This is a genomic window from Laceyella sediminis (assembly GCF_003003125.1).
In the GTDB taxonomy this organism is placed as follows: domain Bacteria; phylum Bacillota; class Bacilli; order Thermoactinomycetales; family Thermoactinomycetaceae; genus Laceyella; species Laceyella tengchongensis.
The window spans coordinates 39,834-55,574 of record NZ_PVTZ01000001.1 but is presented as its reverse complement, the minus strand read 5'-3'; the positions used below and the strand labels follow the sequence as shown (position 1 = coordinate 55,574).

Below are 15,741 nucleotides of genomic sequence, written 5' to 3'. Positions count from 1 at the left end.
ATGAGTGGCGCAAGTCGCTGTCCAGAGAGAAAAAACGAAAACAGAATAAAAGGAGTCATGTTCTATGGCAGACTACAGCAAAACAGTCAATCTACCGAAAACAGAATTTCCGATGCGGGGGAACCTCCCGAACAAGGAGCCGGAAATTCAAAAATGGTGGGAAGAAGTGAACATCTACCAACAAGTGCTTGATAAGCGGAAGGGAAATCCTAGCTTTATCCTGCATGACGGCCCCCCATATGCCAACGGCGACATCCATATTGGGCATGCTTTGAACAAAGCGCTGAAAGATTTCATCATTCGTTACAAGTCGATGAAAGGGTATTATGCTCCCTATGTGCCCGGATGGGACACCCACGGATTGCCGATTGAACATGCGGTGGTGACCAAGAAAAAAGTGGACCGTCGCAGTGTGGATCCGGTGGAGTTCCGTGAGAAATGCAAAGAGTACGCGCTTTCCTTTGTAGAGAAGCAAAAAAGTCAGTTCAAGCGATTGGGAGTCCGAGGGGATTGGGACAATCCGTACATCACCCTGCTGCCTGAATATGAAGCGGCGCAAATTCGCGTGTTTGGTGAGATGGTTAAGCAGGGCCACATCTATCGCGGCATGAAATCGATCTATTGGTCCCCCACTTCGGAAACGGCGTTGGCGGAAGCTGAGATTGAATACCATGACAAGCGCTCCGCCTCCATCTATGTGATGTTTCCGGTGAAACAAGGTAACGGTGTGTTGCCTGTGGACAACACCTATGTGGTGATCTGGACGACGACGCCTTGGACGATTCCGGCCAACGTGGCGATCTGTCTGAATGAAGAATTGGAGTATAGTTTGGTTGAAACCGGTGGCCGCAAACTCCTGATGGCTACCGCCTTGGTTGAAGAAGTGATGAAAGTGGCGGAGCTGACAGAGTATAAGAACGTTGCCCAATACAAGGGAAGCGATTTGGCCGGCGTGGTTTGCCAGCATCCTTTGTATGATCGGGAAAGCCCCATTGTGTTTGGTGACCATGTAACGGTGGATGCGGGAACCGGCTGTGTGCATACAGCTCCTGGACATGGTGAAGAGGACTTCCGCGTTGGCCAAAAATATAATTTGGAAGTGTTGTGCCCTGTGGACGGCAAGGGCCGGTTGACGGCGCAAGCACCCGGATTTGAAGGGCTGTTCTATGATGATGCCAACAAGCCGATCACGGAGAAATTGGCTGAACGCGGCTACCTGTTGAAGCTGAACTTCATTACGCATCAGTATCCGCATGATTGGCGCACCAAAAAGCCGGTCATCTTCCGGGCGACGGAGCAATGGTTCGCTTCAGTCGATGGGTTCCGCCAGGCAATGCTCGATGAAATCAAAAAAGTGAAATGGACGCCCGCTTGGGGTGAATTGCGCATTCACAACATGATCGCCGACCGGGGAGACTGGTGTATTTCCCGGCAACGGATCTGGGGTGTGCCATTGCCGATCTTCTACTGTGAAAAATGTGGGGAGCCCCATATCACAGAAGAGACGATCAAATTTATCTCCGACCTGTTTGCGCGCGAAGGCTCGTCCGCTTGGTATGCCAAAGATGTGCATGAATTGATGCCGGAAGGACAATCCTGCCGGGCTTGCCACGGTACGGAGTTCCGCAAAGAAACCGACACGATGGATGTGTGGTTCGATTCGGGTTCCAGCCATAAGGCGGTGTTGGAGGGCCGTGATGATCTGAGTTGGCCTGCTGACCTGTACTTGGAAGGTTCTGACCAATATCGTGGATGGTTCAACTCTTCCCTGTCCACCGCGGTGGCGACCAAAGGGCAGGCGCCTTATAAGCAAGTGCTCAGCCATGGGTTTACGATGGATGGAGAAGGGCGCAAGATGTCCAAGTCGTTGGGCAACACCATTGAGCCTGCCAAAGTGATCAACATGTATGGGGCGGACATTCTGCGCTTGTGGGTTGCATCTAGCGATTATCAATCGGATCAGCGTCTGTCAGACGCCATTCTGAAGCAAATCGCTGAAGTGTACCGCAAACTCCGCAACACCTTCCGTTTCTTGCTGGGGAATTTGCACGGCTTTGATCCAGCTTCAGACCGTCTGCCATTTGAGCAATTGACCGAGCTGGACCGCTTTGCATTGGCGAAGTTGCAACGGTTGATCGACCGGGTGACCAAAGGGTATGACGAGTATGACTTCCATCAGGTGTATGTGGACTTGCACACCTTCTGTAACGTGTTCTTGAGCCAGTTTTATCTGGATGTATTGAAAGACCGCTTGTACGTATTGCCGGCTGACGCCCCAGTGCGCCGTTCCGCGCAAACCGTGCTTTATGATATGTTGCAGGCTTTGGTGACGATGGTGGCACCGATCATTCCGCATACTGCTGATGAAGTGTGGAAACACGTGCCGGGCGTGACAGAGATCAGTGTGCAATTGGCCGATTTCCCAGTCAGCAATCCTGCGTATGCAGATGAAGCGTTGGAGGCCAAGTGGGATCGCTTGCTTGAGTTGCGAGATGTGGTATTAAAGGCGTTGGAAGAAGCGCGGGCCGCGAAATTGATCGGCAACTCGCTGGGGGCCAAAGTGGTGTTAACCCCGAATGAGGAAGTGGCTACTCTGCTGGCTGAATCTGAAGAATTGGATCAACTCTTCATCGTATCGCAAGTGGAGTTGAAACCAGCTTCGGCGGATGTGAGCAAGGAAGCGAAATTGCACGTTGAAGTAGAAGTGGCTGAAGGGGAGAAATGCGACCGTTGCCGCATGATCCTGCCGTCTGTTGGCACACACGCTGACCATCCGGAGTTGTGCAGTCGTTGTGTGGACATTGTGCGCGAGCATTATCCTGATGTGGCGGCCGAATAAAATATGCTAGCCTCACGCATTCTAGGAGTTTAAGAATGGAGGCTAAGCAGGATTTTGTCAACGAATGAAAGACCCCATAAGAACATGGGGTCTTTTTTTGCGCAGAAATCTTAAGGGTATGGTAAGTTGAGATGGCAATCTAAAGCGTGAAGAAGCAGTTGGCGAGGTATGCCCCGACGAGGTAGAAGCAATCAAAAGACGCATCCCCGCCGTGGGGATGCGTCTTTGCTCTTGTTATGAACGGACCGTTTGCGATGCCGTTCTTGGCCTGATAAACAAGGAGGCCAGCGTCAGCACAGCCACCACGCTGAGATAGACGGCATTGTTGATCAGATTTTTCGGATCGGCCAGAATGAAGCCGAAGATGACGAGCAAAATCAGCACCGTCAGCCCAGTCAAATAAGGGAAGAATGCGACACGGTATTTCAATTGTCCGTCATATGTGGGACGTAACTTGAGTTGGGCTAGGCAGATCAAGATCCAAATGAGCAAGACTGTCAGCCCGGGAATGCCCATCAGATATTGAAAGACAGAGTCTTTGGCGATGAAGGCCGCGAAAGCGCCCAACAAAAGGCCGACGCCGCTGATCATCAGCCCGAATACGGGCACCCCGGTCTGACTGGTGCGGGTAAACAGCGCTGGGGCTTCCCCACCCCTCGCCAAAGAATAGATCATGCGCGAGGTCGCGTACATGCCTGAGTTGGCTGCGGAGATAACGGCAGTCAACATAATGAAGTTCATCACATGGGCTACTCCTTTAAGCCCTACCGCGGAGAGCACTTGCACAAACGGACTGGCTTGTGAACCCACTTGATTCCATGGAACCAGCATGGTGATCAACAAGATTGGCAAGGCATAAAAGAGGCAAATGCGATAGATGACGCCTTGCATCACTTTGGGAAGTGTGTGGTCGGCGTCTTTCATTTCGGTGATGGAGAGCCCGACTAGTTCGGTGCCACCATAGGAAAAGATCACGATCAACAACGACGAGATCACGCCCATCCAGCCGAGCGGAATGAATCCGCCGTGAGCCGTCAGATTGCTTGCCGATGGCGGATCGGCAACAGGGATGAGGCCCAGGATCAGCGCGGCGCTCAACAAAATGAAGACAACCAACGTGACCACTTTGATACCCGTAAGCCAAAACTCAATTTCTCCGTATAAGCGCACGCTAAATAAATTGATGAAAATGACAAAGAGTGCGGAAAACAAGCTGAGCGCCCAAACGGGAATATTGGAAAACCAATAATGCAAAAAGGTGCCGGCTGCAACAATTTCCAGCGCCATCACGATGATCCAGAGAAAAAAGTAGAGCCAACCGACGACGAAGGAAGTCCGGTAACCAAAAGCACGGTGGATAAATCCGCGCAAATCGACGCCGGGAATAGCCATCCCCATTTCAGCCAAGGCGCTCATGACGATGAAGAGGAGGCCTCCAGCAGCCAGATAAGAGATGACAACCCCGGGGCCAGCGGCGGAGATGGTTTCCGAACTGCCTTGAAAAATGCCTGTACCGATGGCACCACCTAGCGCCATCATTTGTACGTGTCGGGGCAGTAGTTGTTTTTTCAATTGATTGCCCATGTTTGTCCATCCTTTCGCTTCATTGCCTAAAAGCATAACAGCAATAAAGTATTTTGGGAAGGGTATAATTAAAATCAAGTTAATTGGAAATAATCTAATATCTAGATGAAAACATAAGCGGTAGCTATGGCGATTGTTGCTCGCCTGCCTCATTTTCTCTTTCCATCCTCCCATTTCCAGAGGAAATCGAACCGACGCGGGACAGCATAAACAGTAAGCAAGTTGACTTGATGGGAGGCATGAATATGAACGGGCAACAGTTGGGCCTATTGCGGCAACAATTGCTACAAGAGAAGCAAGAAATCGAAGAGCGGGTGGCGCACAATGACAACTATGGCATGGCAACGGGGATGAACGCCTCAGTGGGAGAATTGTCTGGCTACGATAACCATCCCGCCGATTTGGGAACGGAAATGTTTGAGCGTGGCAAGGATTTGGCATTGAATGAAGCGGATGAGCGGCATCTGCAAGAGATTGAAGCGGCGCTCAACCGGATGGAACAGGGTACGTACGGAATTTGCAAACAATGTGGTCAAGAAATTCCGTTTGAACGACTGGAAGCGATGCCGACAGCTGAATATTGTGTTGAACACCGTCCACATCCCCACATCTCTGCTAACCGTCCGGTTGAAGAACAGGTGGTGCAACCAGGACATCACAATCACGACGAAAGCGACTACAATTTTTATGATGGTGAAGATGCTTGGCAGGAAGTGGAACAGTATGGGACGTCTAATCCGCCGGATTTTTTTGCAGAAGCCCGCAGTTACAACGAATTGACGGTCGACCACAATGAACAGCGTGGGTACATCGACTTGGTCGAAGGCTTTGCGATCACCGATATGGATGGGAACTCAGCCGAAATCACCGATATCACTCACAACCAGGCATACCGCCAAAAAGATCGGGAAGAAACCTTGCGTGACCTAGACCAAGACTTTATCGGTTAAAAGGCTGTCTCAACTTGTTCGGACAGATTGCCCTGTGCTACAATCAGATGGAAAAAGGAAACTGTTCGACTGTGGGAGACAGGAGGAAGACAGTTGAGATATTTTTTTACCTCACTCGGCATTTTGATTTTGGACCAATGGACAAAGTGGTTAGTGGTTCACCATATGAGCTTGTATGAATCGATTCCGGTGCTCCAAGGCTTTTTTTACATCACCTCGCACCGCAATCGCGGAGCGGCGTTTGGGATTTTGCAAAACAAGCAGTGGCTATTTATCATCATCACCTTTATCGTGATCGGTTTTGTGCTGTATTATTTATGGCAACTGAAACATGAGCGTCCAATCATGTCCTTCTCGTTTTCCTTAATATTGGGAGGAGCGATCGGCAACTTGATCGATCGGTTGCGGAGTGGGGAAGTGGTCGACTTTTTGCATTTCCAATTCGGCTCTTATCAATTTCCTATATTTAATGTTGCCGATTCAGCGATTGTGGTCGGTGTGATCGTGTTGATCATCCTCACTTTGATCAGCCCCACGGTTGAACCGAATGAATCGTTGTCTGAAGCGAGGGACTCTTAAATGGCAGAAACAATGGACATCGTGGAGCGCCACGAATGGGAAGTCACAGAGGAATATGAAGGGGAGCGGCTGGATAAGTTCCTGCCGTCTTTTCATGAGGAGTGGTCCCGGGCGCGGGTGCAAGACTGGATCCGCGACGGGTTTGTCCGAGTAAACGGGCAAGTGAAGAAAAGCAATTACCGTTTGAAGCAGGGCGATCAGGTTGTGTTCGATGAACCGCCCATCGCGGAATTGGAGGTGGCCGCGGAAGCGATCCCGCTGGATATCCGTTATGAGGATCAAGATGTGATTGTGGTCAACAAGCCGCGCGGCATGGTGGTTCATCCTGGAGCTGGGAACGAGACGGGGACACTGGTTAACGCATTGTTGGCCCATTGCAAGGGAGAGCTGTCCGGCATTGGCGGGGTGGCTCGCCCTGGCATTGTCCATCGGATCGACAAAGACACCTCTGGGCTGTTGATGGTGGCTAAAACTGATTTGGCTCATCAGTCCTTGGTGGAGCAGTTGAAGGAACACTCTGTTGAACGGGTGTATGTCGCTGTGGTGCACGGGGTGATCCCGCATGAGCATGGCACAGTAGACGCCCCGTTGGGACGTGATCCTAACCATCGCCAGCGGATGACGGTCATCCATAAAAACAGCAAGCAAGCCGTCACGCATTTCACTGTGCTGGAACGGCTGAAAAATGCTTCATTAGTGGAGTGCCGCCTGGAAACGGGGAGAACGCACCAGATTCGCGTCCACATGAAGTACATCGGTTACCCGCTTATCGGCGACCCTGTTTATGGACCGAAGAAGAACAACCATCCGATTACGGGGCAGGCGCTACACGCCAAGGTGATCGGTTTCACCCATCCCCGGACAGGCGAACGGATTCGCGTCGAAGCAGAACTTCCAGCGGATATGGAAAATTTAATTCTCACATTAAAGATGAAATAGAACCATTTTCTGTTGACAACCGCTTCCAACTGATGCATAATACATCTAAGCGAAGGGAACCTTTAAATCCAGTCCAGAGAGGCTGGCAAGGGCACGGTTTAATATGGGTGCAGTATGTCTTCCAGTGCTTCTTGTCCAGCGATGGCCAAGAAGCTTTTTTTGTGCCCTGTAAGGTCAGATGAAAGAGGGGGAAACCGGATTGGAAAAAGAAAAAGTGATTCTGGATGAAGCGGCGATCCGCAGGGCGCTAACCCGGATTGCCCACGAGATCTTGGAACGCAACAAGGGCATTGACCATTGCATCTTGGTCGGCATCAAGACAAGAGGAGCGTATCTCGCCCAGCGTTTGGCGGAACGGATTCACCACATTGAAGGAAAAACGATGCCGATCGGTGAATTGGACATCACCTTGTACCGGGATGATCTCACTGAAAAGCATGAGCATCCTCAAGTGAAAGAGACGGATGTGCCGGACATCACTGGCAAAAAAGTGATTTTGGTGGATGATGTGCTCTACACGGGGCGCACCGTGCGGGCGGCGATGGATGCCTTGATCGACCGGGGCCGGCCGCAGATGATCCAGCTGGCGGTGCTGGTGGATCGCGGACATCGTGAGCTGCCGATTCGTCCGGATTACGTCGGCAAAAACGTGCCTACTTCCCGCACGGAGTTGGTATCCGTCTGCTTAAGTGAAGTGGATCAAGGAGAAGATCGGGTAAGCATAATAAATCGATAAGTAAGTCCCTTTTAACTCGGTCCCGTGAGGCCGGCAAAGGGAACGCGGAATTGCGCTGTCATTACAGGTATGCTGCGTCTCTTTGCCATGCGGGCGAAAGAGGCGCTTTTTTTATGGGACTGGAAAAGGAGTGGAGTGAGATGACAGACAAGAAGATACGAATGGATGTGCATGAACGTCCCGCGTGGCATGAGTGGATCATGCTCAGTTTTCAACATTTGTTCGCCATGTTTGGAGCGACGGTGCTGGTGCCGCTGTTGACTGGGATGAACCCGGCGGTCGCCCTCTTTACGAGCGGAGTGGGGACGCTTGCCTACATGATTGTGACCAGAGGGAAAATACCGGCTTATCTCGGTTCTTCATTTGCTTTCATCGTTCCCATCCTGACGGTCTCGCAAGGTGGCAAGAACATGGGGGAAGCGTTGTTCGGCTGTTTTGCGATCGGGATTATGTACGGGGTGGTTGCGCTGGTCGTCTACAAGTTTGGCATCAAGTGGCTTGACCATCTGTTGCCACCGGTGGTGATCGGTTCGGTGGTCATCGTGATCGGACTAGCCCTCGCTGGCACCGCGGTTGATATGGCTAGCCAAAAAGATGTGATCCAAGCCATTCCGCAAACAGCGCAAGAATGGCAGAACATCCAAGGCACGATCAAAGCTGTTGACCCGGAGCAGGGCACGGTGACGGTTCACACCTACTCGCTGGAGAACTTTTTGGTGGCTTTGGCTACCTTGGCCATCGCCATTGTTACCAGCATGTTCGGCAGGGGATTCCTTAACATCATCCCCATCTTGGCCGGGGTTATCGGGGGGTACCTGATCGCCATCGCGGCGGGCATGGTCGACTTTGCGCCTGTTAAAGAAGCAGCGTGGTTTGCGGTACCGGAATTCACCAAGCCAGTTGTATCCTGGCATGCGGTGTTGGTGATGCTGCCGGTTACGCTGGTGGTGCTGGCGGAACATATCGGGCACCTGATTGTGACAGGGAACATTATGGAACGGGACTTGACTCGCGATCCCGGCTTGCACCGCTCCCTGTTGGGCGATGGCATTGCGGTGAGTGCGGCGGCTTTGATTGGTGGTCCCCCCTCCACGACTTATGGGGAGAATATCGGTGTCATGGCGATCACTCGCGTGTTTAGTGTCTGGGTGATCGGGGGCGCGGCAGTGCTGGCTATGAGCTTTGCCTTCATCGGGAAATTGTCCGCGCTCATCCAAACCATTCCCACCCCGGTTATGGGTGGTGTATCGATCCTCTTGTTCGGCATCATCGCCTCAGCGGGCTTGCGCATGCTGATTGAGCATCGGATCGACCTGGGAGAACGGCGCAACCTAGTCATTGCAGCGGTAGTACTGGTGATTGGCATTGGCGGTGCGGTTCTGCGCTTCGCCGACATCCATCTGGAGTTGGAAGGGATGGCGCTCGCAACAGTGGTAGGGATTGTGCTCAACGCAATCTTGCCGCGGCAACAAAGGCAAGCGGGCGCGCAAGAAGCGGAAGTAGCTTAAATGTGTGATTACAAGTTGGGGGCGTTCGCTACCCGCCACATTGATAGAAAGAGGGAGATCAGATGGCGTTGATGACGCAGGAGTGGAAACGGGAACATTTGCTGGATACGAGCCAGCTCACCCTGAATGAGTTGAAAGCCATTTTGGCTCGCGCCCGGTATTGGGAAGAAAATTGGCGTCCGGGCATGGGGCCATACCGCGGCCGGTTCGCAGCTAATTTGTTCTTTGAGCCCAGCACCCGCACACGGTTTTCTTTTGAAGTGGCTGAGAAAAAGCTGGGAATGGAAGTGGTGAACTTCACCCCTGACGTTTCTAGCACCGCCAAGGGAGAATCCCTGTACGACACCGTCAAAACCTTAGCGAGCCTTGGGGTGGAAGTGGCCGTCATTCGGCACTCCGATCCGGAGCAAGTAAAAGCTTTGGCAAGGCAAGAAGTGGGTTGCAAAATCCTAAATGCTGGCGCGGGTCATTGGGCCCATCCCACCCAAGCGCTGTTGGATTTGTACACGATGCTCAAACATTTCGTCGACTTGTCCGGCAAGACGGTGGCGATTGTGGGGGACATCGCCCACAGCCGTGTAGTGCACTCCAATATGTGGAGTTTGAAGCGGTTCGGCGCCCATGTGATCTTGAGCGGCCCGCAAGCGATGCGCGACCGCGACTGTGAACAAGAGGCTCCTTATGTACCGTTTGAAGAAGCGTTGCAGACGGCGGATGTGGTCATGATGCTAAGGGTACAACTGGAACGGCATCAAGAAAAGTTGTTCACATCCAAGCAGGATTACCATAAACAATATGGGTTGACACTTCAGCGTCTTCGCTTGATGAAGCCCGAAGCGATCATCATGCATCCGGGCCCGTTTAACCGAGGCGTAGAAGTGGCCGATGAAGTGGTTGAACATCCGCGGTCGAAAATTTTTGAACAGAAAGCGAACGGCGTGTGGATTCGCATGGCGGTACTGGAACACGCACTGGAGGGGGAGAAAGCATGAAACGGATCATCAAAAACGGTCATTTGCTCGACCTGCAGACGGGAACGATAAATAAACGCGACATCCTGATCGACAACGGCATGATTCAAACGATAGCAGAGAATGTGACCGACCCAGAAGCGGAAGTGATCGATGTCGCTGGCAAATTGGTCGTGCCGGGGTTGATCGACATGCACGTTCACTTTCGCGAACCCGGATTTGAGAAGAAGGAAACGATTGCGACGGGTAGCGCGGCCGCGGCCAAAGGCGGTTTCACCACGGTTGCCTGCATGCCGAACACCCGCCCGGTGATCGATTCGCCGGAGACGGTGCGGCAAGTGCTAAGCCGTGCCCAAGAGGCTGGATTGGCGCGGGTGCTCGTCTACGGTGCGATCACAGTGCGAGAATTAGGCCAAGAGTTGACAGACATGGAAGGGTTGAAAGAAGCCGGCGTGTTTGCGGTTACGGATGACGGAGTCGGGGTGAAAAGTAGCCGCATGATGAAAGAAGCGATGCGCCGCGCTCACAGTCTGGGGTTGCCGGTGGTCGCTCATTGCGAAGACGACACGCTGGCCAAAGGCGGCTCAGTCCATCAGGGGGTATTTGCTGCCAAGCACGGTTTGAAAGGCATCCCTTCCGAAGCGGAGGCGATCCATGTCGGCCGTGACATCTTGTTGGCGGAAGACATCGGGGTTCACTACCATGTGTGCCACATCAGCGCCGAGCAATCCGTGCGCTTGGTACGGGAAGCGAAACAGCGTGGGCAAAAAGTGACGGCGGAAGTGACGCCCCATCACTTGCTGTTGTGTGACGAAGATATACCGGAACCCAATGCGATGTGGAAGATGAATCCGCCGCTCAGATCCAAGCAAGACCGGCAAGCCCTGATTGAAGGCTTGAAAGACGGCACGATCGATATCATTGCTACCGACCATGCGCCCCACACCAGTGAAGAGAAAGCGTGGGACATGGAGAAAGCGCCGTTCGGCATCGTCGGCTTGGAGACGGCTTTCCCTCTCCTGTACACGCACTTGGTGGAAAAAGGGGTGTTGACCCTGGCGGAGCTGGTGGACAAAATGACGCGGAAACCGTCTGAGATCTTCGGTTTGCAGTATGGGGAATTGGCTGTCGGCAAACCGGCGGACGTAACGGTGATCGATCTGGAGGCGGAACGGGAGATCGACCCAACCACGTTTAAGTCACTGGGTCGAAACACGCCCTTCGCCGGCTGGAAGGTAAAAGGATGGCCGGTTTTGACCTTGCTCGAGGGTGAAATCACTTGGCGGGAGATCTGAGCTTGCGCTGGCATGACAAGGAGGAGATGAAATGATGAAAGCAAGATTGCTTTTGGAAGATGGAACATTATTTACCGGCACTTCGTTCGGCGCTGAAGGGAACTCCCTGGGAGAAGTTGTTTTCAACACAAGCATGACCGGATATCAGGAGATATTGACCGACCCCTCTTATTGTGGGCAGATCATCACGATGACCTATCCCTTGATCGGCAATTATGGGATTTCCCGGGACGATAATGAATCGCTCCGCCCGTACGCCCAAGGTTTGGTGGTGCGGGAAATCGCTGAGTACGCCAGCAATTGGCGCAATGAAATGCCGCTTTCCACCTTTTTAAAGGAATATGGCATCATCGGGATCGCTGGCATTGACACGCGCATGCTGACGCGCAAGTTGCGCCAGAGCGGAGTGATGAAGGGCATTATCACCACCGGGGATGAGACGATTGAAGCGCTGATGGAGCAGATGGGCACACCGCTGATGCGCGATCAGGTCGCTCGCGTGAGCACCAAGAGCATCCACATTGCGCCAAGCTATGGCAAACGCGTGGTGTTGGTTGACTTCGGAGCGAAGCACAATATCCAACGCGAGTTGGTAGAACGGGGTTGTGAAGTGATCTCCGTGCCGTACAACACGCCAGCAGAAGAGATTCTCCGCTTCCGCCCCGACGGGATTATGCTTTCCAATGGCCCTGGGGACCCCAAAGATGTGCCAGAAGCTATCACCATGATCGGCAAACTGTTAGGGAAAGTGCCAATGTTCGGCATCTGTTTGGGGCATCAGCTGTTCGCCTTGGCCTGTGGAGCGGATACGGTAAAAATGAAGTTTGGTCATCGCGGCGGCAATCATCCAGTCAAAGAATTGGCGACGGGCCGCACAGTTATCACCTCGCAAAACCATGGGTATGCCGTCAATCCTGAGTCAGTGAAGGGCACCGGGTTGGAAATCAGCCATATCGCCTTGAACGACGGCACCGTGGAAGGGTTGGTGCACCAGTCGCTTCCGGCTTTCTCAGTGCAGTACCACCCTGAATCAGCGCCCGGTCCGCTTGATTCCGGATACTTGTTTGACCGATTTGTCGAAATGATGGATACGTTTGCCGCGCGGAAGGGAGAGGGAGTCCATGCCTAAAGATCCAACACTGAAGAAAATTCTCGTCATCGGTTCCGGGCCGATTGTTATCGGGCAGGCGGCCGAGTTCGACTATGCCGGTACGCAAGCATGCCAAGCGTTGAAAGAAGAAGGGCTGGAAGTCGTTCTGGTGAATAGCAATCCAGCCACGATCATGACTGACACCAACATGGCTGATCGGGTGTATATTGAACCGCTCACCGCTGAGTTCATTACGCAAGTGATCCGCAAGGAACGGCCAGACGGCTTGTTGCCGACGTTGGGTGGACAAACGGGACTCAACCTGGCCGTCGAATTGGCGAAGCAAGGGGTGCTGGAACGAGAAGGTGTGCGCCTTTTGGGGACTGACCTCCGAGCCATCACCAATGCCGAAGATCGCGACTTGTTCCGCAGCCTGATGAACGAATTAAATGAACCGGTGCCAGAAAGCGTGATTGTCCAATCTGTTGAAGAAGCGGTGGACTTCGCCGGAGAAACGGGTTACCCCGTGATCGTGCGCCCCGCTTACACCCTAGGCGGAACCGGTGGCGGGATCGCCCACACCGAAGCGGAATTGCGGGAAATCGTCGATAACGGCTTACGCTACAGCCCAATCTGCCAATGCCTGATCGAGAAGAGCATCGCTGGGTATAAAGAGATCGAATATGAAGTGATGCGAGATGCCAATGATAACTGCATCGTCGTCTGTAACATGGAAAACTTCGATCCGGTCGGCGTGCATACGGGAGATAGCATTGTGTTCGCGCCAAGCCAAACCTTGTCCGACCGCGAATACCACATGTTGCGCACGTCCGCGCTCAAGATTATCCGCTCCCTGAATATCCAGGGGGGATGCAACGTGCAGTTTGCACTCGATCCGCACTCCTTCCAGTACTATGTGATCGAAGTGAACCCGCGCGTGAGCCGCTCCTCCGCGCTGGCATCGAAAGCGACGGGTTACCCGATTGCGCGGATTGCGGCCAAAATTGCCATCGGTTACACCTTGGATGAACTGAAAAATCCGGTGACCGGCGAGACCTACGCTTGCTTTGAGCCGACCTTGGATTATGTGGTGAGCAAAATCCCGCGCTGGCCGTTTGATAAATTCGTATCGGCCAACCGCAAGTTGGGCACGCAGATGAAGGCGACAGGCGAAGTGATGGCGATCGGGCGCACCTTGGAGGAATCGTTGTTAAAAGCGGTTCGGTCACTGGAAATCGGTTTGGATCACATCGCATTGCCAGACGCAAGACAACTTGACGATGCCACCTTGCGCGAGCGGATTCGCGTGGCCGATGATGAACGCCTCTTCCTCTTGGGAGAATGGTTCCGCAGAGGGCACTCGTTGGAGGAGGCGCATCAACTCAGCAAAATCGACCGCTTCTTCTTACACAAACTGGAACGGATCGTCAAACTGGAGCAGCAAGTGGCCGAAGCGGAGGTCTTGGATGTGGATCTGCTCCATACGGCCAAACGCATGGGTTTCACCGACAAAACCATCGGTCGCCTGCGTAACCAATCTGAGAAAGAGATCCGCACCTTGCGTCTGGCGCATGGCCTACAGCCGGTATACAAAATCGTGGACACGTGTGCAGCCGAGTTTGAAGCGGAAACACCTTACTACTACTCCACTTATGAACAAGAGGATGAAGTGCGTAAATCTGAGAAAAAGAGCATCATCGTGCTGGGCTCCGGGCCGATCCGCATCGGGCAAGGGGTGGAGTTCGATTATGCCACTGTGCATGCGATCTGGGCCATCCGGGCTGCGGGATATGAAGCGGTGATCATCAACAACAACCCGGAAACGGTATCGACCGACTTCAACACTTCGGACCGGCTGTACTTTGAACCGCTTTACAAAGAAGATGTGCTCAACATCATCGAAAAAGAAAATCCTCTCGGCGTCATCGTGCAATTTGGGGGGCAAACAGCTCTCAATCTGGCGCGGGATCTGCGGGAAGAAGGCATTAAGATTTTGGGTACTTCCTTGGAAGAGATCGACCGAGCCGAAGACCGCAAGAAGTTTGAAAAGCTGCTGAACGATACCAAAATCGCTCAACCGCCGGGCGCGGCAGTTACTTCTGTCGAAGAAGCGGCCCAAGTGGCGGCCCGCCTTGGCTATCCTGTGCTAGTGCGCCCATCGTATGTCTTGGGTGGACGCGCGATGGAGATTGTCTACAGCGAAAGTGAACTGCGCTCTTACATGGAAGTAGCGGTGCAGGTCAATCCGGAACATCCGGTACTGATCGACCGGTACTTGCTAGGCAAAGAGTTGGAAGTGGACGCCATCTGCGATGGAGAAGACGTGTTGATCCCGGGCATCATGGAACATATCGAACGGGCCGGGGTACACTCTGGCGACTCGATTGCTGTCTACCCACCGCAATCCATCACACCGGAGCAAAAGGCGCGGGTGATTGAGATCACGACGCAAATCGCTAAGTCATTGCATACCAAAGGATTGATCAATATCCAGTTTGTTCTCTTCAAAGGCGACATCTATGTGCTGGAAGTGAATCCGCGCGCTTCTCGGACTGTGCCGTTCTTGAGCAAAGTGACAGGCATCCCGATGGCGCAAGTGGCTACCCGGATCATGTTGGGCGAGTCACTCCAAGAGCAGGGGTATGACAACGGCTTGTGTCCGGAAAGCAAGGAAGTGGCGGTGAAAGTGCCGGTCTTCTCCTTCGCGAAGTTGCGCCGCGTCGATATCACGCTGGGACCGGAAATGAAATCGACCGGCGAAGTGATGGGACGGGATCGCGATTATGCCCGCGCGGTGTACAAAGGGCTATTGGCGGCAGGCATCTCCTTGCCCCGTTTTGGCACGGTGGTGGCGACCATCGGAGACAAAGAGAAAGAGGAAGCCGTTTCGCTCATGAGACGGTTCCATCAGCTGGGATACAAGATCGTCTGCACCAGTGGAACGGCGGACATCTTGGAAGCGGCGAGCCTGCCGGTTGAGCGTGTGCACAAATTGCGAGAGGGCTCCCCACATATTCTGGACTTGATTCGCCAAGGCAAAGCGGACTTAGTAGTCAACACTTGGACGCGTGGGCGCACACCGGAACGGGATGGGTTCCGCATCCGCCGTGAAGCGGTAGAAAACGGCATCGCCTGCCTCACTTCGCTTGATACGGTAGAAGCGCTGTTGATCACATTGGAGTCGATTCACATGAGCGCAGAACCGATTGGCCAACCTGCTGTCGGCGCCCGATCAGCAGTCTTGGCTTAA

General features: G+C 53.2%; 11 protein-coding genes. 10 read left to right on the top strand and 1 reads right to left on the bottom strand.

Annotated features, from left to right (window positions below):
• Nucleotides 1-64: 64 nt before the first annotated feature.
• Nucleotides 65-2,839 (top strand): isoleucine--tRNA ligase, encoded by a 2,775-nt coding sequence (gene ileS, locus CLV36_RS00245; RefSeq protein ID WP_106341362.1) that lies wholly within the window; start codon nt 65-67, stop codon nt 2,837-2,839.
• A 234-nt stretch (nt 2,840-3,073) separates the two neighbouring features.
• Here the strand turns inward: ileS and CLV36_RS00240 are convergent, their stop codons facing one another.
• Nucleotides 3,074-4,423 (bottom strand): amino acid permease, encoded by a 1,350-nt coding sequence (locus tag CLV36_RS00240; RefSeq protein ID WP_106341361.1) that lies wholly within the window; start codon nt 4,421-4,423, stop codon nt 3,074-3,076.
• Between the two features lie 245 nt (nt 4,424-4,668).
• Here CLV36_RS00240 and CLV36_RS00235 point away from each other — a divergent pair, with 245 nt between their 5' ends.
• The 9 genes from CLV36_RS00235 (at nt 4,669) to carB (ending at nt 15,741) form a co-directional block, all read left to right on the top strand.
• Nucleotides 4,669-5,373, top strand: a complete 705-nt coding sequence (locus CLV36_RS00235) for a TraR/DksA C4-type zinc finger protein (RefSeq protein ID WP_181352742.1) — start codon at nt 4,669-4,671, stop codon at nt 5,371-5,373.
• A gap of 93 nt (nt 5,374-5,466) precedes the next feature.
• Nucleotides 5,467-5,952 (top strand): signal peptidase II, encoded by a 486-nt coding sequence (gene lspA / locus CLV36_RS00230; RefSeq protein ID WP_022736437.1) that lies wholly within the window; start codon nt 5,467-5,469, stop codon nt 5,950-5,952.
• A gap of 12 nt (nt 5,953-5,964) precedes the next feature.
• On the top strand, nt 5,965-6,891 hold the full coding sequence (locus tag CLV36_RS00225) for an RluA family pseudouridine synthase (RefSeq protein ID WP_102993873.1): 927 nt from the start codon (nt 5,965-5,967) through the stop codon (nt 6,889-6,891).
• 178 nt (nt 6,892-7,069) lie between these two features.
• Nucleotides 7,070-7,627 (top strand): bifunctional pyr operon transcriptional regulator/uracil phosphoribosyltransferase PyrR, encoded by a 558-nt coding sequence (pyrR, locus tag CLV36_RS00220; protein WP_106341360.1) that lies wholly within the window; start codon nt 7,070-7,072, stop codon nt 7,625-7,627.
• 113 nt (nt 7,628-7,740) lie between these two features.
• Nucleotides 7,741-9,135 (top strand): uracil permease, encoded by a 1,395-nt coding sequence (gene uraA, locus CLV36_RS00215; protein WP_281257217.1) that lies wholly within the window; start codon nt 7,741-7,743, stop codon nt 9,133-9,135.
• A 62-nt stretch (nt 9,136-9,197) separates the two neighbouring features.
• Complete coding sequence (locus CLV36_RS00210; protein WP_106341359.1) at nt 9,198-10,127, top strand: aspartate carbamoyltransferase catalytic subunit; 930 nt, start codon at nt 9,198-9,200, stop codon at nt 10,125-10,127.
• A complete protein-coding gene (locus tag CLV36_RS00205; protein WP_106341358.1) occupies nt 10,124-11,401 on the top strand; it encodes a dihydroorotase in 1,278 nt (425 codons plus the stop codon). Before CLV36_RS00210 ends, CLV36_RS00205 begins: the two co-directional genes overlap by 4 nt.
• A gap of 34 nt (nt 11,402-11,435) precedes the next feature.
• Nucleotides 11,436-12,530 carry a glutamine-hydrolyzing carbamoyl-phosphate synthase small subunit gene (gene carA, locus CLV36_RS00200; RefSeq protein WP_106341666.1) on the top strand — a complete coding sequence of 365 codons (1,095 nt, stop codon included), beginning with the start codon at nt 11,436-11,438 and terminating at the stop codon, nt 12,528-12,530.
• Nucleotides 12,523-15,741 (top strand): carbamoyl-phosphate synthase large subunit, encoded by a 3,219-nt coding sequence (carB, locus tag CLV36_RS00195; RefSeq protein WP_106341357.1) that lies wholly within the window; start codon nt 12,523-12,525, stop codon nt 15,739-15,741. Before carA ends, carB begins: the two co-directional genes overlap by 8 nt.

Bases quoted from the DNA above. Each gene is read 5' to 3' on its own strand.
- CLV36_RS00205 (WP_106341358.1), top strand. From the start codon at position 10,124: ATGAAACGGATCATCAAAAACGGTCATTTGCTCGACCTGCAGACGGGA.
- CLV36_RS00225 (WP_102993873.1), top strand. From the start codon at position 5,965: ATGGACATCGTGGAGCGCCACGAATGGGAAGTCACAGAGGAATATGAA.
- uraA (WP_281257217.1), top strand. From the start codon at position 7,741: ATGGGACTGGAAAAGGAGTGGAGTGAGATGACAGACAAGAAGATACGA.
- pyrR (WP_106341360.1), top strand. From the start codon at position 7,070: ATGAAAGAGGGGGAAACCGGATTGGAAAAAGAAAAAGTGATTCTGGAT.
- CLV36_RS00235 (WP_181352742.1), top strand. From the start codon at position 4,669: ATGAACGGGCAACAGTTGGGCCTATTGCGGCAACAATTGCTACAAGAG.
- ileS (WP_106341362.1), top strand. From the start codon at position 65: ATGGCAGACTACAGCAAAACAGTCAATCTACCGAAAACAGAATTTCCG.
- carA (WP_106341666.1), top strand. From the start codon at position 11,436: ATGAAAGCAAGATTGCTTTTGGAAGATGGAACATTATTTACCGGCACT.
- CLV36_RS00240 (WP_106341361.1), bottom strand. From the start codon at position 4,423: ATGGGCAATCAATTGAAAAAACAACTACTGCCCCGACACGTACAAATG.
- CLV36_RS00210 (WP_106341359.1), top strand. From the start codon at position 9,198: ATGGCGTTGATGACGCAGGAGTGGAAACGGGAACATTTGCTGGATACG.
- carB (WP_106341357.1), top strand. From the start codon at position 12,523: ATGCCTAAAGATCCAACACTGAAGAAAATTCTCGTCATCGGTTCCGGG.